Annotated in this window: 14 protein-coding genes; 6 read left to right on the top strand and 8 right to left on the bottom strand. The window is 69.8% G+C overall.

The window, feature by feature from the left end:
* The first annotated feature begins 246 nt into the window (after positions 1 to 246).
* The 4 genes from pucL to uraD are packed head-to-tail and all read left to right on the top strand — an operon-like array spanning position 247 to position 5,548.
* On the top strand, positions 247 to 1,086 hold the full coding sequence (gene pucL / locus VRZ77_RS20410) for a factor-independent urate hydroxylase (protein WP_414594411.1): 840 nt from the start codon (positions 247 to 249) through the stop codon (positions 1,084 to 1,086).
* A 25-nt stretch (positions 1,087 to 1,111) separates the two neighbouring features.
* A complete protein-coding gene (locus VRZ77_RS20405; protein WP_414594410.1) occupies positions 1,112 to 1,933 on the top strand; it encodes an FAD binding domain-containing protein in 822 nt (273 codons plus the stop codon).
* Positions 1,934 to 1,938: 5 nt separating this feature from the next.
* Positions 1,939 to 4,650: a molybdopterin-dependent oxidoreductase gene (locus VRZ77_RS20400; protein ID WP_414594413.1), complete on the top strand. Its 2,712-nt coding sequence runs from the start codon at positions 1,939 to 1,941 to the stop codon at positions 4,648 to 4,650.
* Positions 4,651 to 4,696: 46 nt separating this feature from the next.
* Positions 4,697 to 5,548: a 2-oxo-4-hydroxy-4-carboxy-5-ureidoimidazoline decarboxylase gene (gene uraD, locus VRZ77_RS20395; RefSeq protein WP_414594412.1), complete on the top strand. Its 852-nt coding sequence runs from the start codon at positions 4,697 to 4,699 to the stop codon at positions 5,546 to 5,548.
* Positions 5,549 to 5,927: 379 nt separating this feature from the next.
* On the opposite strand, the gene VRZ77_RS20390 is transcribed toward uraD, so the two are convergent.
* From VRZ77_RS20390 to VRZ77_RS20370, 5 genes are all read right to left on the bottom strand, one after another.
* Positions 5,928 to 7,517 carry a Do family serine endopeptidase gene (locus VRZ77_RS20390; RefSeq protein ID WP_414594409.1) on the bottom strand — a complete coding sequence of 530 codons (1,590 nt, stop codon included), beginning with the start codon at positions 7,515 to 7,517 and terminating at the stop codon, positions 5,928 to 5,930.
* Between the two features lie 134 nt (positions 7,518 to 7,651).
* Positions 7,652 to 9,169 (bottom strand): TolC family protein, encoded by a 1,518-nt coding sequence (locus tag VRZ77_RS20385; protein WP_414594408.1) that lies wholly within the window; start codon positions 9,167 to 9,169, stop codon positions 7,652 to 7,654.
* Between the two features lie 93 nt (positions 9,170 to 9,262).
* Entirely contained in the window at positions 9,263 to 11,200 is a 1,938-nt protein-coding gene (locus VRZ77_RS20380; protein WP_414594407.1) for an FUSC family protein, read from the bottom strand.
* A complete protein-coding gene (mdtN, locus tag VRZ77_RS20375) occupies positions 11,184 to 12,233 on the bottom strand; it encodes a multidrug transporter subunit MdtN (RefSeq protein ID WP_414594406.1) in 1,050 nt (349 codons plus the stop codon). The genes VRZ77_RS20380 and mdtN overlap by 17 nt, the downstream gene beginning before the upstream one ends.
* Positions 12,234 to 12,237: 4 nt before the next feature.
* Positions 12,238 to 12,489, bottom strand: coding sequence for a YtcA family lipoprotein (locus VRZ77_RS20370; RefSeq protein WP_414594405.1), 252 nt, complete (start codon positions 12,487 to 12,489; stop codon positions 12,238 to 12,240).
* 368 nt (positions 12,490 to 12,857) lie between these two features.
* Here VRZ77_RS20370 and VRZ77_RS20365 point away from each other — a divergent pair, with 368 nt between their 5' ends.
* Positions 12,858 to 13,406, top strand: a complete 549-nt coding sequence (locus tag VRZ77_RS20365) for a hypothetical protein (RefSeq protein ID WP_414594404.1) — start codon at positions 12,858 to 12,860, stop codon at positions 13,404 to 13,406.
* Positions 13,407 to 13,487: 81 nt separating this feature from the next.
* Here the strand turns inward: VRZ77_RS20365 and VRZ77_RS20360 are convergent, their stop codons facing one another.
* From VRZ77_RS20360 to VRZ77_RS20350, 3 genes are all read right to left on the bottom strand, one after another.
* Positions 13,488 to 14,108 (bottom strand): hypothetical protein, encoded by a 621-nt coding sequence (locus VRZ77_RS20360; RefSeq protein WP_414594403.1) that lies wholly within the window; start codon positions 14,106 to 14,108, stop codon positions 13,488 to 13,490.
* 180 nt (positions 14,109 to 14,288) lie between these two features.
* Entirely contained in the window at positions 14,289 to 14,939 is a 651-nt protein-coding gene (locus tag VRZ77_RS20355) for an FkbM family methyltransferase (protein ID WP_414594402.1), read from the bottom strand.
* A gap of 104 nt (positions 14,940 to 15,043) precedes the next feature.
* Positions 15,044 to 17,800 carry a TIGR02302 family protein gene (locus tag VRZ77_RS20350; RefSeq protein WP_414594401.1) on the bottom strand — a complete coding sequence of 919 codons (2,757 nt, stop codon included), beginning with the start codon at positions 17,798 to 17,800 and terminating at the stop codon, positions 15,044 to 15,046.
* A gap of 379 nt (positions 17,801 to 18,179) precedes the next feature.
* Between VRZ77_RS20350 and rfbA the strand changes: the two genes are divergently transcribed.
* Positions 18,180 to 19,070 (top strand): glucose-1-phosphate thymidylyltransferase RfbA, encoded by an 891-nt coding sequence (rfbA, locus tag VRZ77_RS20345; protein WP_414594400.1) that lies wholly within the window; start codon positions 18,180 to 18,182, stop codon positions 19,068 to 19,070.
* Positions 19,071 to 19,157: the final 87 nt, after the last annotated feature.

Below are 19,157 nucleotides of genomic sequence, written 5' to 3'. Positions count from 1 at the left end.
GGCGGGACGGGGCGGCATCGCTCATGACGGTCTCCTGCACGGATGTTCGGAAAAATGCGGCGCCCCTTCATGCGACAGGGCATCCGCCTGCGCCACCCGTTTGCGACATTTCACGCTTTCCGGCCTCGCGCGCGGGCCGCTACACTCAGCGACGGACGCGACCATATGCCGATACCGACGCCGCGCGCCTTGGCATCGGATTCGCATGAATTGTGAGGTCGCCGAGGCTAAAGGGGAGAGTCCAGCATGCCGCTCATTCGCAACACGTACGGCAAGGGCCGGGTGCGCATCATGCGCGTGAAGCGCGACGAAGCCCGCCATGAGGTGCGCGAACTCAGCGTGCAGGCCATGCTCTCCGGCGCCTTCGGCCCGTCCTACACCCAAGGCGACAACCGCTCGGTGATCGCCACCGACACGGTGAAGAACATCGTGAACATCGTGGCGCGCGACAATGTGGGCCTGGAGAACGAGGCCTATGCCAGCGCGCTCGCCCGCACTTTTCTCGACCGCTACGAGCATGTCGAGAAGGTGGACATCACCGCCTACGAGACCCGGTGGGCGCGCATTCCGATCAACGGCGCGCCCCATGACCACAGCTTCGTGCTCGACGGCAACGGCAAGCCCTTCGTGAAGCTCTCGGCGACGCGCGAAGGCAGCACCGTCACCTCCGGCATTTCCGGCTTCACCTTCCTCAAGACCACGGAATCCGGCTGGGAAGACTACTGGTTCGATGAGAACACCACGCTGAAGCCGACCAATGATCGCCTGTTCGCGACCGCGATGGAGGCCTCCTGGCTGTGGGCCTCCGCGCCGGCCTCCTATGAAGCCGCCAATGCGAAGGTGATCGAGGCCGCGCTCAACGTCTTCGCCACCACCTACAGCCCGGGCGTGCAGAACACCCTGTATCTCATGGGCGAGGCGGTGCTGGCGGCGGTGCCGGAGATCTCGGAAATCTCCATGGCCTGCCCCAACAAGCATTACCTGCCGATCGACCTCTCGCCCTTCGGCCGCGGTTTCGACAAGCAGGTGTTCACCCCCACCGACGAGCCGCACGGCCAGATCGAGTGCACGGTCGGCCGGGACTGAAGGCGCGCGCCCGGGAGCACGGGGCATGGACCTCAACACGGTTGCCGAGCTGCTGCGCCCGCGCGGGCGCCAGGAGATCGGCCTGCCGCGCGCCGGCGATGCCTTCCTCGGCGGCGGCACCTGGCTGTTCTCCGAACCGCAGCGCGACCTGCGCCGGCTGATCGACCTCGGCGCGCTGCGCTGGCCGGCGCTGGAGGCGGGCCCCCACGGGCTCACCATCGCCGCGACCTGCACGGTGGCGGAGCTCTACGCCTTCGAGGCGCCGCCCTCCTGGCGCGCGGCGCCGCTGATCGGCAAATGCTGCCGCGCCTTCCTCGCCTCGTTCAAGGTGTGGAACACCGCGACCGTGGGCGGCAATCTCTGCCTCTCCCTGCCCGCCGGGCCGATGATCTCGCTGTGCGCGGCGCTGGACGGCATCTGCGTGATCTGGACGGTCGAGGGCGGCGAGCGCCGGATGCCGGCGGCGGAGTTCGCGCGCGGACCGCAAGATCCGGCGCTGGCGCCGGGCGAGGTTCTGCGCGCCATCGAGATTCCCGTCGAGGCGTTGACCCGGCGTTTCGCCTTCCGTCGCGCCTCGCTCACCCCGCTCGGGCGTTCCGGTGTGCTGCTGATCGGGACGCGCGCACCCGACGACGACTTCGGGCTCACCATCACCGCCGCGACACGGCGCCCGGTGCCGCTGCGCTTCGACGAAGTGCCGACGCGCGACGCCCTGCAGCACGCCGTCACCTCGATTCCGCTGTCGCTCTATTATGACGACGTTCACGGGCTGCCGGACTGGCGGCGGCACATGAGCCTGCTGTTCGCGGAGGAAATCAGGGCGGAACTGGCGGAGGACGCCCCGTGAGCCTGATCTCCCTCACCGTCAATGGCCGCGCGCAGCAGGCCGAGCCCCGCCCCGGCCAGTGCCTGCGCACCCTTTTGCGCGACCTCGGCTGGTTCGGCGTGAAGAAGGGCTGCGACGCCGGGGATTGCGGCGCGTGCACCGTGCATCTCGACGGCAAGCCGGTGCACAGCTGCCTCGTCCCCGCCTTCCGCGCCGAGGGGCGGGCCGTCACCACCATCGAGGGCCTCGCCGACACCGTTCCAGGCGAGGGGCTGCACCCGATGCAGCAGGCCTTTCTCGATGCGCAGGGCTTCCAGTGCGGCTTCTGCACCGCCGGCATGGTGATGACCGCAAGCGCGCTCGACCAGGCGCAGAAGACCGATCTGCCGCGCGCGCTCAAGGGCAATCTGTGCCGCTGCACCGGCTATGGCGCCATCGCGGACGCCATAGCCGGCCGCTGCCATCTGGAGACCGACGCCGACGGCGCCTCAAGCGGGCGCAGCCTGCCGGCCCCCGCCGGCCCGGCCATCGTCACCGGGCAGGCGCGCTACACCATGGATGCCGCGCCCGTGGGTGAACTCGCCGGCCTGCTGCATTTGAAAATCCTGCGCTCGCCCCACGCCCATGCCCGCATCCGGCGCATCGATACCGCCCGCGCCCTTGCGGTTCCCGGCGTGGTCGCGGTGCTGACCCATGAGGACGCCCCTGCCGACCTGTTCTCCACCGCGCGCCACCATCACCACACCGACGACGTGGACGACACCCGCGTGCTCGACGAGGTGGTGCGCTTCATCGGCCAGCGCGTCGCTGCGGTGGTTGCAGAGAGCGAGGCGGCGGCGGAGGCCGGGTGCGAGGCAATCGAGGTCGATTACCAGCTGCTGCCCGCCGTGTTCGACCCGCAAGCCGCCATCGCCCCCGGCGCGCCGGTGCTGCACGACAAGCCGGCGAGCGCGCGCATCGCCGATCCCTCGCGCAACCTCGTCGCCGAGCTGCACGGGCATATCGGCGATGTGGATCAGGGCTTCGATGCGGCCGACCTCATCCTTGAGCGAAGCTACACCAGCCAGCGGGTCCAGCACGCGCATCTGGAAACCCACGGCGCCATCGGCTGGCGCGACGCGGCGGGACGCCTCGTCATCCGCTCCTCGACCCAGACCCCCTTCCTGACCCGCGACGCGCTGTGCCGGCTCTATGGCCTGCCGCGCGACGAGGTCAGGGTGTTCGCCGAGCGTGTCGGCGGCGGCTTCGGCGGCAAGCAGGAGATGATCACCGAGGACATCGTGGCGCTCGCGGTGCTGAAGACCGGGCGGCCGGTGAAGCTGGAGTTCACGCGTCCTGAGCAGTTCATCGCTTCGACCTCGCGCCACCCGATGACCGTGCGCGTGAAGCTCGGCGCGATGGCGGACGGCACGCTCACCGCCATCGAGATGGAGCTCGTCTCCAATACCGGCGCCTATGGCAATCACGGCGGCGGCGTGCTGTTCCACGGCGCGAACGAGTGCATCGCGCTTTATCGCTGTCCCAACAAGAAGGTGGACGGCTATGCGGTCTACACCAATACGCTGCCCTCCGGCGCCTTTCGCGGCTATGGGCTGAGCCAGACCAATTTCGCGGTGGAATCCGCCATGGACGAGCTGGCGCGGGCGCTGGGGATCGACCCGTTCGCCCTGCGCCGGCGCAATGTGGTGGTGCCCGGCGACCCGCTCGTCTCCTACGACCCGCACGCGCACGATGTCGAATATGGCAGCTATGGCCTCGACCAGTGCCTCGACCTGGTGGAGAACGCGTTCGCCGACGCCGTCCTGGACGATCCCGGCCTCGACTGGCTGGTCGGGCGCGGCATGGCGGCGGCAATGATCGACACGATTCCCCCGCGCGGCCATGCGGCGGAAAGCCGGTTGCGGCTGCTGACCGACGGCCGCTACCTGCTCAGCGTCGGCACGGCGGAATTCGGCAACGGCACCAGCACCGTGCACCGGCAGGTCGCCGCCACCGTGCTCGGCACCCGCGCCGCGAACATCGCCCTCAGCCAGTCCGATACCGAGCATGTCGGGCACGATACCGGCGCCTATGGCTCGACCGGCACCGTGGTCGCAGGGCAGGCGACGCAGCGCGCCGCACAGGCGCTGGCGAAGATGATCCGCGATAGCGCCGCGTCCCGGCTCGGCGTCGCGCCGGAGGCCTGCCGGCTGGAGGGCGATGCGGTGGTGGCGGGCGAACGGCGCCTCGCGCTGACCGTCCTCGCCGAGGAAGGGCTGGAGGCGGTCGGCCACGCCACCGGCTCGCCGCGCTCCATCGCCTTCAACGTGCAGGGCTTCGAGGTGGCGGTGCATCGCCGCTCGGGCGAGATCCGCATCCTGCGCTCCGTCCATGCCGCCGATGCCGGCACGGTGATCAACCCGATGCAGTGTCGCGGGCAGGTGCAGGGCGGCGTCGCCCAGGCCATCGGCGCGGCGCTCTATGAGCGGATGATCGTCGACGACGCCGGGGCCATCGCCAATCCCAGCTTTCGCGGCTATCACATTCCCGCCTTCGCCGATCTGCCGGAGACGCAGGTGCTGTTCGCGGACACCCATGACAGCGTGGGCCCGCTCGGCGCCAAGTCGATGAGCGAGAGCCCGTATAATCCGGTTGCGGCGGCACTGGCCAATGCGATCTGCGACGCCACGGGTGTGCGCCTGACGCAAACGCCCTTCACCGCCGACCTGCTGTACCGCCTGCTGCCCGCCCAGAGATAGGAACACCGCCGTGTCCCAGCGCTTCACACTCGACCAATTGAACGCCATGGACGCGGCCGGCTTCCGCGCCGCGCTGGACGGGATTTTCGAGCACACGCCCTGGGTGGCGGAGGGCGCCTTCGAGGCCCGCCCCTTCGCCACCGTCGCCGCCCTGCATGAGGCGCTGATGGCGGTGGTGCGGTCGCGCCCGATCGAGGCGCGCATCGCCTTTGTCGGCGCGCACCCCGATCTCGGCGGCAAGGCGGCGCGGGCCGGCACCATCGCCCCGGCCTCGGTGTCGGAACAGGCGGGGCTCGGCCTTGACCGGCTCTCGGATGCCGAGTTCGAGCGCTTCGAGATACTGAACGCCGCCTATCGCGCGCGATTCGGCTTCCCCTTCGTGGCGTGCGTGCGCCGGCTGACCCGTGACGCGGTGCTGGACGCCTTCGAGCGCCGGCTGGCGAACGACGTCGAGGCGGAGCTTGCGACTGCGATCGACGAGATCGGCTTCATCACCCGGCTGCGGCTGGTGGAGCGCGTGGAAGGGCCGGGCGTCCCGAACGTTGCCGGCCGGCTGTCGACCCATGTGCTCGACACCCATAAGGGCGGGCCGGCGGAAGGGGTGCGGATCGAGCTTTACGAGGTCGGGCGCTCGGCGCGGGCGCTGCTGAAGCAGGCGGTCACCAATGCCGATGGCCGCACCGACGTGCCGCTGGTCGTCGGCGTGCCGCTGCGGATGGGCAATTATGAGCTGGTATTCCATGTCGGCGCGCATTTTTCCGCGCGCGGCGTCGCCCTGCCGCAGCCGGCGTTCCTCGATGCGGTGCCGATCCGCTTCGGTATCAGCGAGCCCGAGGGGCATTACCATGTGCCGCTGGTGGTAACGCCGTGGAGCTATTCGACCTATCGCGGCAGCTGAGCGCGAACCAGCCTCAAGGCGGGGCCGACGGGAAGCTCTTGCGAGCTTCCCGGGATTGGCGGCCCGTGCCCGGGGGGCGACGGAAGGGCAGCGGACCAGCCCCAATAGCAGGCCGCCCCGGACCGGCGGGCGGCGTACAACCTTCGTTCAAACCTCTGACTAGGCGACGGTGCCAGCCGGCGCCATTTCCCATTCGGGAGCAATGTGCGCCTCAGGCGTAAACGACAACGGGAAGCCCCCTTTTGAGAGGACTTCCCGCGATCGGTTGAACTGCGGCCCCAAGGGGGCGACGGAACGGGCCGCAGCCTGGCCGATGAGACGAGGGCGCACCTGCTTGCGGATGCGCCCCGACCCGATGAGGTGAGGCGACGTTGTTCGCTCAGCCCTTGTTGTCGTTGAGGGAGATGGCGACGAAGCGGGTGCCCTTGTCGGACTTGACGCGCATCAGCACGGCCTTGCGGTTGTCCTTGGCCGCCTTGGCCAGGGTGTCGCGCACCTCGGCCGGGCTCGACACCGGGGTGCCCGCCACGTCGAGGATCACGTCGCCCGAGGCGATGCCGCGCTCCGCCGCCGGCCCGTTCGGGTCGACCTCGGTCACCACCACGCCCTGATCGCCCGCACCGGCAACGCCCTTGGCCGGCGCCAGCGACAGGCCCAGACGCGGCACCGCGCGCCCGGTCTCCTCGTCCTTGCCCGCGTCCTTCGACGGACCGGCCGAGGCGACATCAGTCGGAAGCTGCTCCAGCGTCACCGGAACCGTGATCGACTTGCCGTCACGCAGCACGCTCAGCTTCACCACCGTGTCCGGCTTCTTGCGCGCGATCTCCCGCGACATCTCGCGTGAGTCCTTCACCGCCTTGCCGTCGATCGCGGTCACCACGTCGCCCGCCTTCAGCCCGGCCTTCTCGCCCGGCGTGCCCGGCTGCACCTGCGCGATCAGCGCGCCCTGCGCGTCCTTCAGCTCCAGAGCCTCGGCGACCTCGTCGCTCACCGGCTGGATCTGCACGCCGACATAGCCGCGCGCCACCGTGCCGCCCGACTTCAGCGCCTCGACCACCTCGGACACCGTCTCCGAGGGGATCGCAAACGCGATGCCGACATTGCCGCCCGAGGGCGACACGATCGCGGTGTTCACCCCGATCACCTCGCCGTCCAGCCCGAAGGTCGGCCCGCCGGAATTGCCGCGGTTGATCGGCGCGTCGATCTGGATGAAATCGTCATACGGGCCCGAGCCGATGTCGCGGCCGCGCGCCGAGACGATGCCCGCCGTCACCGTGCCGCCGAGGCCGAACGGGTTGCCGACCGCGACCACCCAGTCGCCGACCCGCGGCGCATTCGCCGCCAGCTTCACCCACGGGAAATTGTCCTTGCCGTCCACCTTCAGCAGCGCGACATCGGTGCGCGGATCGGTACCGATCACCTTGGCGGTGTAGCTCTTGCCGTCGGTCAGGGTCACGTCGACCTCGGACGCGCCGTCCACCACATGGTTGTTGGTCACCACATAGCCGTCGGCCGAGATGAAGAAGCCTGAGCCCTGACCGACCACGCGGTCACGGCCGGGGCCATGCCCGGGGCCGCCGCGGCGCGGGCCCATGTCGGGACGGGCGCCGGGGCCGCCATTCTCCCCGAAACCGAAGCGGCGCATGAAGCGCTCGATCTGCGGGGGAACGCCCTGCATCCCGCCCTCGCCCTCGTCGTCATTCATCGCCACCTCGTCCGAGGTGTTCTTCTTCACCTTCACGCTCACCACCGCCGGAGACACCTTCTCCACGATGTCGGCAAACGAGAACGTCCCCGCCGGTTGGCTGGTGGTGATCTGCGCAAGCGCCGGCGTCACCGTCTGCGGCAGCACGAACGCCCCCACCGCTCCGCCCGCCAGAGCAAGCGTGAACACACCCGCAAGAAGACCGTTCCGGCTCTCCCGGAGAAGGGAGGGCTTGCGATGGGAAGAAAGCGGGGCGCGCGGCATGGGAAGATCCTCGGTCGGTTCGGCTGGCCACATCGGCCATGTTCGAACGCGACACTAGGAAGCCCTGCCTTAACGCAGTCTGGCGCCGGAATTACAGATTGGTAACCTCACGCGGCTGTGTAGAGCCTGCGGAATTACTGCCCTTCGAGCTTCGCGGGCACCTCGCTGGAGGTCATCGAGCCCAGCACGAAGGCGAGGCTCGCCGCCGCCACCAGCGAGGCGGCATGAGCGTCAGCGCGGGCCTGCCGGGCATCGAGCAGCCCGCTATTGGCCATCGTCGCGGCGGTCACCGTGCCGAGCCCGTTGCTATAGGCGTCGAGCGCGGCGTCATAGGTGATGGCCGCGGCCTGTGCGAGCTTGGTGGCGGCGCGGTAGGATTCCAGCGCCGAGCGCAGCGTGTCCGCCGCCACCACGATCTCGCGCACCGCGAGGTCCTGGGTCTGGGCGAAGGTCGATTCGGCGATTCTGGCGTCGGATTCCGCCTTCTTGAGCTGGGCCGCGCGCAGCCCGGCATCGTAGAGCGGCACCGTCGCCCCGACCATCACCCCGGTGGTAGACCCCTGCTGGCCGATGGTCGGCAGGCCGCCGACGCTCAGATTGCTGTTCTGCGCCGCCGCCACCCCGGCGAGGAACACCTTGGGCATGAACTCGGCCTCCGCCGCCTTGATGCCGGCATGAGTGGCGCGCAGCGCGGCATAGCTCGCCAGCACGTCCGGGCGCTGTGCCAGCGCGAACTTGATCAGCGGCTCGGTTGGCAGTTCCATCGCACCCGGCAGGCGGCGATCGCCGGAATCGGCGACCTGGATCACGGTGAGCGGCGAGATGCCCATGGCGCTGATCAGCGCCTGATAGGCGTCGCGCGCCAGCCCCTTCGACTGCACCACGCGCAATTCCGCCTGGGCGACCTCCTGGCGGGCCTGCGCGGTCTCGACCGTGGTGCCGAGGCCCTTGCTCTCGCGCGCCTCCACCGCCGCCGCGATGGCGCGGCTGTTGACCAGCGCCTGCCGGGCGATCCTCTCGTTCACCCGCGCCGCGCCATATTGGTAATAGGTGCGGGTGACATCGTAGATCAGCTTCTGGTGCATGCCGTTGAAGGCGATGTTGGCACCGTAGGAGGCCTGCTTGGCGGCATCGAGCACCGCGCTGCGCTGGCCGAAATCGAACACCAGCCATTGCAGCGCCACCAGCGGCACCACGCCTTCCGCCGTGGTGTCGAAATAGCGCTGGTTGCCGAGCGGGGCCGGCAGCGGGCTGGTCACGGTCTGCCGCCCGCCGATCACGCTGGCGGAGATGACCGGCAGGAAGGTCGCCTCGGTTACGCCGACCGCCAGCGCCGCCTGCCGCGCCTGTTCCCACGAGACGCGGGTGAGCGGGTTGTGGGCCTGCGCGACGTCGATCAGCTCGGGCAGCGTGTAGACCCGCCCCGGCGCCAGCTCCGGCTGGGCCGGCAGCACCGAGACCGCGGGATCGGCCGGCACGGCGAACCGGCGCACCCCGTCTGCGTCGAGATCGACCGAACGGCGCGGCCCCGGCAGCAGGGCGCTCGCGCCCTCCTCGCCCGGCGCCCATGGCTCGGAGGCCGAGCCCGGCGCCCGGTCAAGCGCGTTGGGCGCGCAGGCGGCAAGGCTCAGCGGCACGAGACCCAGCAGCACGAGGGCGAGCGCAAGCCCGCGCCCAAAGCCGCGCCTGTGCTCTAGCGCGCCGGCCCGTCCCCGCCGTGGTGCATGTTCGCCTGCGTCCAACCCTCAGCCCGCCAGCAATGACCCGATCCGCGAGGCCCGCGTCCCGAGCGCGTCGCCGCCCCCCTGTTCATTAGGGGGGATGACGCCCGGAGGCAAAGCCGCCGCGTCCTTCCCGGTCACGGCAGCCCCACCCTGTTGCCCCAGCGCCACCCCGGCGGCGGCCAGGGCGGCGGCGATGTCGTCGCGCCGCTCCGGCGCGAGAAACAAGGCGGGCGCCAGCTCGCGCGCCTGCCGCGCGGCCTCGGTGAGGCGGTGGACCTCGACGAGCGGAGGCTGGAGCCGGGCGGGCTCGAAGGCCAGAACCTCCAGCCCGGCCTCGGCGGCCTCGATCTCGACCTGTGCCTGCGCGGCGACATTCACCGCGCGGCGACGCTGCTCCGGCGCCAGCGCCGCGAGCCCTGAGAGCCGCGACAGCGCGCGCGCGAGGCGAACCTTCACCTCCTCGACCGCGCTTTTCGGCCAGATGCCGGTAAAGATGACATAGACCACGAGATTGCCGACCAGAATCCCGATCACGCGGTCGCTGGCGACGTCGAGATCGGTGGACGGCTGGAAGCCGTTGAGCACGGTGAGCAGGAAGGCGAGGCCGATCTGCACCCCGGCATAGGAGATGCGCTCCGGCCCGGACGACACCCAGGCCGCCGGCAGCACGCCGAGGAACACCAGCGCCATCAGCCCGTCGATCGCGGTCAGGTGCGGCACGATGTAGATGATCGACGCGATGCCCATCGCCGCGCCCACCAGCGCGCCGGAAATGCGCAGCAGCAGCTTGTGCACGGTCTCGCCGGTGGTGCCGAGCGCGGCGACATAGCAGGTGATCATCGCGGTGTGGATGCCCTGCCAGTTGGCGCCGGAATACAGGATGTAGGCCACCACCGCCGCCGCCGTGACCTTCAGCGCATAGCGCTGATATTCCGGATTGGTGAAGGCATCCGGCTTGAGGAACGGCTCGGCGAGCGGGGCCGCCCCGGCATCGGCCGGCGGCGCGGCGATGTCGGCAAGCGCCTCGGCCATCACATCCAACGCGCGGCCCGGCTCTCCATCGAGCCCGGCTATGGCGGGGGCGTTCGGCGGTTCGGTGCCGGCCCTCACGGCCGTGGCGCCGGCGCGGCAGGCCGCGGCGAGAGCACCCACCTGCGGCGAGCCGGACCAGCCCTCGCCGTTCTCCGGCAGCGTTGCGGCCGCGAGCAGCAGGCGGTAGCTGCTCTCGACCCGCGCGGCGAGAACACGGGTCGCCTCGCGCCGGGTCAGCCCCATCTGGCCGGACATCTGCGCGAGCTGGAGCGAGGCGTCGTTGCCCTCGCGCAGGAGTTCGTCGAGCCGCCCCCGGCCGAGCGGGTCCGGCCGCTCAAGAAAATCCGCCACCGCGTTCAGCCGCGCCGCCAGCCGGCGGCGGATCAGCCGCTGCGGCGACCAGCCGAGCACGAGGCAGAACCCCACCATCAGCGCCATCGGCATGGCGACGAGCTGCCACGCATAGAGCAGGCCGCGCGTCGCCACCTCGCCCACCGGCACCAGATCGACCAGCGTCAGCACAAAGGCCAGCACCAGCGCGATGATCGAGCCGATCTCGCCGAGCTTGCTCGCCGCGCCGAAGAACACCGGCACGAAGGACAGGCCGATGATCGCGAGCATGCGCAGCACCTGCGATTCGATCGTCACGTTCACGATCGGCACCATCAGCAGCACGATGAGCGACACCAGGACGATCAGCGCGAGGCCCTTGCCGACGCATTCGGCGGCATTGGGCGTCATCAGGAAGATGATGAGGTAGCAGCTCAGCGCCGGCTCCGGCACCTTGTAGAGCATCGCCACCATGGCGACGAGCGCGCACAGCAGCGCGATCCGCCAGGTCATGCCAGCCCGCCCCTCGAAGGGCAGGAGATCGTGCCTCACCTGCGCGGCGAGGCCGGACAACGTCCAGCTAACAGCTCTTGCCATGGTCGATCTGCACGATGGCGGAGGCGCCCACGCGCATCAGTCCTTCGGGAGGATCGAGAAGACGCACCCGCACCGGGAAGCGCTGGGCGACGCGCACCCAGTCCAGCGTCTTCGGCACATAGGGCAGGCTGCGGGGAATGTTGATCGCCTCCTCCGAGGCGACGCCCCAGCCGATGCCCTCGACCTTGCCGGTGATCGCGACCGAACGGTCGGCCAGCGCATAGACCGTGGCGCAGTCGCCGACCTTGATATTGGCGAGGTCGGTCTCGCGGAAACCCGCCGAGGCGAACCACGCCTCGGTGTTGATCAGGGTGAACACGGTCTGGCCGGTGACGACGAACTCGCCCGGCGACACCGACAGCCCGACGACGCGCCCGTCATTGGGCGCGCGCACCTGGGTATCCGCCAGTGCCTTTTCGGCGATGGCGAGCGCGGCGCGGCGGGCCTCCACCAGCGCCTCGGCGGCGGCGGCGCTGGTCACCAGCGCATCAGCCGCCGCGGCTTGCTGCAGCGCCTGCCGCAGGCTGACCTCGGCGTCGCGTTTGGCGGTGGCCGCGTCGTCCACCTGCTGGGCCGAGACGTAGCCCTTGGGGCGCAGCGCGACCAGCCGCGCCAGCGTCTGCTCGGCCAGCGCCAGATTGGCCTGCGCCCGCGTCACCTGCTCCTGCGCGATCACGGCGTTGGACTGCTCGGCCTTGATGGTGCGGCGCTGCGTCTCCAGCGTCGCTTCCACCGCGCGCAGGTCGGCGGCGGCCTGATCCACGGCGAGCTTGTAGGTCGCCGGATCCAGAGCGAACAGCAGCTCGCCCTGCGCCACCTTGCCGTTTTCCGCCACGCCGAAGCTCTGGATGCGACCGGGCACGGACGGTGCGACATGCACCACGTCGGCAGTGAGCACCGCGTCCTCGGAGAGCGGGTTGAGCTCGGCATGGCGCAGATTGCTCCACACCAGATAGCTGGCGGCGGCGATGATGGCGACGCTGACGAGGAGGCCGAGCGCACGGGTGGGGCCTTTGCCGGAGGTTTCCGCCACGTTTCTAGAGCCCGAAGAGAAGGGAGGAGGAGAGGATCGCGAGCGCGACCGCGATCGCGGTATACACGGCGAGCGGCCAGGGCAGCACGTCGTCGAGCCCGAGACGGATGAAGATCGCCCGCGCGATCACCGCCCCGATGATTCCGAGCGCGGCGCACAGCAGCCAGGCGGGGAAATAGGCGCCGAAGGCGGGAATCGCCGGCGCGCCCGCCATTTGCGCCGAGGCCGGCGAAGACGACCAGACCGGCCAGAGCATCCAGGCGGGCGCCGGCGCGAGGCGGACGATTCGGCACAATTTTCCGCCGCATCCGGACGGGATGGCGCCAACGGGTCGGGCACGGCTGGGGCACGGGGCGGGGATCACGGACATATCCGGCATCTTATACCGCAAGGCAGACGTATTTCATCAACCCGCGACCGATACGGCGGCGAAATGATCGTCCCGGTGACCCCGGCCGCGTCAGATAGCCCGGGGCGGACCCGCTGCGGGCCGGTTTGTGCTAGGAGCATCTTCCGCGAAAATAGACGGCTTTCACGACGGGAAAGGCTCCCGTTAATTGCCGCGGGAGCCGAGCCGGCTCCAGGCGAGGACCGTGAATCGCCGTCATCGATGAGGATTTCCCCATGTTCGACCCGGACGAACTCGAATCGGCCCGGCTTCCCCGGAGCGGGAACCAGCGCGGCTTCTGGCTCGCGGAACTGCCGCATCTGGCGATCCTGGCGCTGACTGTCGCCGGCGTCGGCTATGTCAGCCTCACCCGCCAGCCGATCGCCTTCTACTGGGCGGCGCTGGCGATCATCATCTGCGCCATCGGCATCGCCATTGGCTGGCGGCGCGCCCGCGAGAGCGGCCGGGGCTGGCGCCTGGTCTGGACCCAGATCCTGCACTGGGCGGCATTCCTGGCGGCGATGAGCCTCGTCTTCCTGCCCAGCGTGCAGGCCATCGCCAATGCCGACATCACCAGCCTGATCGTGCTGATCCTGGTGGCGCTCGGCACCTTCGTCTCGGGGGTCCACACCGCCTCGTGGCGCATGTGCGCCAATGGCGTGGTGATGGCGCTCGCGGTGCCGACCATCGCCTGGCTCGACCAGTCGGCGCTGGCGATCGCGCTGGGCGCGGCGCTGGTGGTCGCGATCGCCGGGCTGGTGGCCCTGCGCGTGTTCCGCGTCTGACGCGCGGCACCAAACAAAACACCCCACCCCGGCGCAAATCCGGGATGGGGTGCGAGGTGCGATGCCCGTTGGTGTCGCGGCTCAGACCTTGAGCAGCGGGTCCGGCTGGATATTGTGGCCGGGAACCGCGGCGACGCCCCAGCTGCGCTTCACCGAATGGAAATGCACGTCGCGCGCGCCGCTGGCGGTCAGCGCCTCGATGATCTTGGCGTCATTGGCGCCCTCGGGGGCATGCACCCACAGCAGGATGCCGCCATTGGCGATGTCGAGCCGCACGCGCTCGGCGTGGAACCTGCCGAAGGCGCGGCCGAGCAGCAGGCCGACCGTGCCGGCCGCCGCGCCGCTGCCGCAGACCACGGCGATGGTGGGAATCAGCGCCAGGCCGCCGCTGGCAACCACCGCCGCCGCGCCGAGACCGGCCGCCAGCGCCGGCCCGCCGGCCGCCGCCGCCAGCCCTTCCGAACGGACTCCGGGCGAGACATAGGCGGCGTGCGGCACGTCGTCCGCGTCTTCCAGCTCCTTGACCGACTTGCCCGAGAGCGTGCCGGCATCGGCGAGCAGGCTCATATCCTCATAGGACAGGCCGAGCGCCTGCAGCGCGTCGACCGCCTTGTTCAGCGCGGCCTCGCTATCGAAGACCGCAACGGCCTCGCGCTCCTCATAAACCTCGTTACCAGCGTTATCCTGCACAACAGCGCTCATTTTCTTCCCCTGCGACGCCGCCATCGACTGTGGCGTTCCCGGCACGGCCGGCTATGGCGCGACCGTCGCCCGCGATGTGAAATTCGTCAAATGCACCTTAAAAGGCCACCGGCTTCGGGCGCAAGGCTCCGGTAGGGCTGCGACAACGGGCCTCCGCCCGCGCCCCGCACGGGAAACCCGTCACGCCAGCGTGCCGCGCCGGAACAGCAGGTCGAAATGCAGCACCTCGTCGGTATCGGGGTGACGCCAGGCCGGCCAGGCGTCGATCAGGAGAAAGCCGCGCTCGGTCATCATGGATATGGCTTCAGGCAACACCATCTCGCCCGCATAGACCTCGGACACGGCGACTTCGAGACGCATGGAATCGATGCGGTCCAGCACCCCGGCCGCGCCCTCGATCACGTTGCGCTCATAGCCCTGCGTGTCGACCTTGAGATGAACGACGTCATCCGGCCGCGCGAAACGATCGAACAAGCCATCAAGCCGATGAATGTCGACGCTCGCATGGGCGATGAAGCGAATCGGCTCGTAAATCGCGATCAGCGTGTCGGTCGCCTCGCGCAGGGAACTCGCTCCCACATGCGCGGAAATGCCGATGTCGGCTTTGCCTTCCCTTTCGCCGATCGCGCAATTCACGACCTCCCACAATGGGTCGGTCGCGGCGATCGCCGACAATTTCCCGAAGCTCTCGGGTATGGGTTCGAACGAGCAGATGCGTCCCGCATATCCGGCCCGACGCACGAACTGGCCGCTCTGACCCCGGCTGGCACCGACATCGAGATAAAGAGTCACGCCGCGTCGCTTGAGAAAAGCACCCTCGTCGAATTCCATGCCCACGTCCTGCACATCGCCTGTAGCCCTTGATCGGCAGGTTAGCGACGTGCGGCTTAAATATCTACGTTGATTAGGAATTCGCGATTTTCAAGCGACCGCGCTCAGAAGTCGCGCAGCAGGCGCTCCAGATAGTCGAGTTCAAGCTGCGGGCGGAAATTCTCGCCGAAGCGGCGGCGCAGCTCCTCCAGCACGCGGCGGGCGCGCTGCATGTCGAACTCATCGGGCACCTTCACCGTGGTGTCGTCGCCATAGTCGCGCGAGCGCAGCGGGCGGCCGAGCGGGTCGTTGCGCTCGGCCATCTCGCCGGAGGGCGAGCCGGGGCCGCCCTCAGGGCCGCCCTGCTGCTGCATCGCCTCGGCCATCTGCTGGGCGCCCTTGCGCAGCGCCTGCAGCGCCTCGCTCTGCGCGTCCACCGCGCCGGTGCCGTCGCCCTGGCCCAGCGCCTGCTCGGCCTCGCGCATCGCCTGCTCGGCCTCGCCGAGGCCGCCATCGCCGGGCTGGCCCTGTCCCTGCTGGCCCTGGCCTTGCTGACCTTGGCCCTGCTGCCCCTCGCCCGGCTGGCCCTGGCCTTGCTGACCTTGGCCCTGTTCGCCCTGCTGCCTCTGCTGGCCGCGATTGCGCATGGCCTGCTGCATCTTCTCGCGCAGCTGGCGGAGCTGCTCGCGCAGCTGCTCCTGATTCTGCTTGAGCTCGTTGAACGCCTGATCGCCGGGCTGGCCCTGCTCGCCCTGTTCGCCCGGCTGGCCCTGCTGGCCTTCCTTGAAGGTGCGGTCGCGCAGCTTCTGCTGCTGGCGGATCATGTTGCCGAGCTCGTCCATCGCCTGCGACATCTGGCTCTGGCCGCGACGCTGCTGTTGCTGCTGGCGCCCGGCCTGCAGGCCGTTCAGCATGTTCTGCAATTCGCTCAGCATCTGCCGGGCGCCGTCGCGCGCGCCGTTGCGGGCCATGTCCTCGATGCGGTCGAGCATGCGCTGCAGATCCTGCGGACGCAGCACGCGGGTATTGGGGTCCATGGGCTGACTGGCCATGTCGCCATTGCGCTGGGCCTGCTCAGCCAGCGCCTTCATGAATTCCTGCATCGCCTCGCGCAGTTCCTGCGTCAGCTTGGCGATCTCCTCGTCGCTGGCATTGTTCTCCAGCGCGCTCTGCAGCGCCTCCTGGGCATCGCGCAGCCGCTTCTCGACATCGGACATCTCGCCGTCCTCGATGCGGACGGCGACCTCCCACAGATAATTCACCACCTCGCGCAGATCGTCGTCGCTGCGGGCATTGGCGAGCCGCGTGGTCGCGGTGCGCAGGCCGAGATAATGCGAGACATCGGGCGTGAAGCGCTCGGGCGCGATCGCCAGCGCCCGCAGCGCGGCCTCGACCCGCTCGCGCTCATTGGCGTCGAGCGCGAGGTCGCGGCGCTGCTCGATCAGCGCGCGCGCCAGCGGGTTGGAAAACACGCGCGCCGGCAGCACGATGTTGCGGGTCGGCGCCACGCCGACATTGCCGGCCTCGTCGCGCGCTTCCAGCGTCATCGCCACACGGGCGCCGGCCCAGGGGCTCTCCGTGAGGTCCTTGGTGGTCTGGCTGGCGCCGGAACGGGTGCGCCCGCCGGGCAGCGGCAGCGGGAAATCGGGCGCGGCGACCAGGGGACGCGGCTCCGGCCGGGGCTTGGCGTTCTTCAGCGCGTGCAGCGAGGGCGCGGGCGGCAGCGCGGCAAAACGCACCTGCGCGCTCACCACCCCGTAATCGTCCTCCACCTTATAGGCCAGCATCATCGCGGTACGGCCGGAGGCCTGAGGATCGCGGACCAGCGCGATGGTCGGGGGATTGTCCGGCTGTGCCTTGAAATGCCAGGCGAGGCTGCGCCCGTCCGGGCCCTCGATCCGCGCCACGCCGTCCTGCGCGATCACATAGCGCTGCTCGCCGCTGGTGCGCGCGGCATCGGCCCGTGGGGGAGCCGGCGGCGTCGCTGCCGGAGCCTCGCCCTCGGCCTTTTCCTGCGGCGCTGCGGCGATGCCACCTTCCAGCGAGAGGCCGGCACCCGGCAGGCCGGTGACGCGCACAACCAGCTCGCTGCCGGCCGGCACGGTCATCGCGCTGGCCTCATGGGCCTCGGCGTCCTGCGCGGCGAGTTGCTGGTCCTCGACCACCGCGGCGTTCTGCGCAGTCTCCTGCGAGCGCAGGCCCGGCAGCATGATCGGCGCGCGGCCGGTATAGGCGGGCGGCGTCACCCAGGCATCGATGCGGTAGGGCGTCGGCGGCACGCTGGCGTGCCAGTCGAAGGCGCTGGCGATGCGGCGCACATGGTCGCCCGGTGCCATGAAGAAGGTCGCGACCACGCCGAGCGCCACCAGCGCGCGCAGCGCGTGCGTGTCGATGGCGGCGAGGCGCGGCGAGGGCAGGCCGACGCGCAGCGCACCGATCTGGCCAGCCACCCGCGCCATGTGCGCGCGCCACAGCGCGTTCGCCACCGGATCGTCCGGCTTGCCGGCGAGATGGTCGGACAGCGCGGTCGCCGGGCGGTGGGCAAGCCCGCTCTCGCGGTCGAGCCGCGACAGCGCGTCGGAATCCGAGGGAAGGCGCAGACGCAGCGCGGGGATCAGCGCGATCGCCAGCGCGATGGCGAACAGGGCGACGCCGATCATCCGGCCATAGGGCGGCAGCACGAGCCACAGGCCCAGCCAGGACGCGATGAGGAACACCCCGAGCGCGACACCGAGCGCCACGAGGGCCGGCCAGACGCGCTCCCACAGCAGCGCGGCGCGGGAGCGCGCCAGCGCGCCCGCCATGCGCCGCTCGATGCGCAGAACCGTCGCGTCGAACCCTGCGTCGCCGCCGTCCGATTGTCCTTCCGGTGTCGTCGTCACGCGTGCCGAGCCTCCGAAAACCAGCACCGATACACCAGCCCCAACGTCAGCCTAGCATGCGCGGGCCCCGGCGCCAGCCCCGGCCGACCGATGAAATTGCCTAGCCGATCATCACCGCGTGAACGCGGGTAAAAAATGACCACTCGTCCGCTTCGACGGTCCCACATGGACGCGAGGCGAAAAATTCCCGTGAATGCAACGGTTTGAGCGCGTCATCCGGCTCGAAGCCATCGGGGCGCCGGCCCCGGCATTGGCGGTCATCTCGCCGCAGTCATCTCGCCGCAGCCTTGCCCGCCCGGCCCCGAGCGCGCGGCTTGATTGCAACCTGCATCCCGATGCCGCATAGACTGGAGCGGACGGCGCGGACAGGGAGCTCGGTGTGAAGGGTATCATTCTGGCGGGGGGCTCCGGCACGCGCCTTCACCCCATGACGCTGGTCACCTCCAAGCAGCTCATGCCGGTCTACGACAAGCCGATGATCTATTACCCGCTGACCACGCTGATGCTGGCCGGCATTCGCGAGATATTGATCATCTCCACCCCGCGCGACCTGCCGAATTTCCGCGACCTGCTGGGCGACGGCGCGCGCTGGGGGCTCGATCTGCACTATGCCGAGCAGCCGAGCCCGGACGGGCTGGCGCAGGCCTATATTATCGGCGCGGATTTCGTCGGCGACAGCGCCTCGGCGCTGATTCTCGGCGACAACATCTATTACGGCCACGGCATCACCGATCTGTTCACCCGCGCCATGGCGCGGCCGTCCGGCGCCACGGTATTCGCCTATCACGTCAACGACCCCGAGCGTTACGGCGTGGTCGAGTTCGACGGCGCGATGCGCGCGCTCTCCATTGAGGAGAAACCCGCCAGGCCGAAATCCAGCTGGGCGGTGACCGGGCTCTATTTCTACGATGCCGGCGTGGTGGAGATCGCGCGCGCCCTCACGCCGTCGGCGCGCGGCGAGCTTGAGATCACCGACGTCAACCGCGCCTATCTGGAGCGCGGCACGCTCTCGGTTGAGCTGATGGGTCGCGGCTATGCCTGGCTCGACACCGGCACGCCCGACAGCCTGCTCGACGCGGCGGAATTCGTGCGCGTGCTGGAGAAGCGGCAGGGCTTCAAGATCGCCTGCCCGGAAGAGGTCGCCTTCGAGAAGGATTTCATCGACGCCGCCCAGCTTGAGCGGCTGGCCGATGCGCTGGGCAAAAGCGCCTATGGCGCCTATCTGCGCAACAGCGTGCTCGGCCGCGCCGCCCGCCGCCCGCCGGGCTGAGCCTCCCGCCTTTACGGCGCCGGCGCCTTCGGGGTGCCGGGCGCGACATTGCCGAACGCCCCACCGAATGGCGAGGGATTTCCGGGC

This window comes from Ancylobacter sp. G4_0304, assembly GCF_047501495.1.
Taxonomy (GTDB): Bacteria; Pseudomonadota; Alphaproteobacteria; order Rhizobiales; family Xanthobacteraceae; genus Ancylobacter.
The sequence above is the reverse complement of the archived record's forward strand: the minus strand, read 5'-3'. Positions and strand labels throughout refer to the sequence as shown.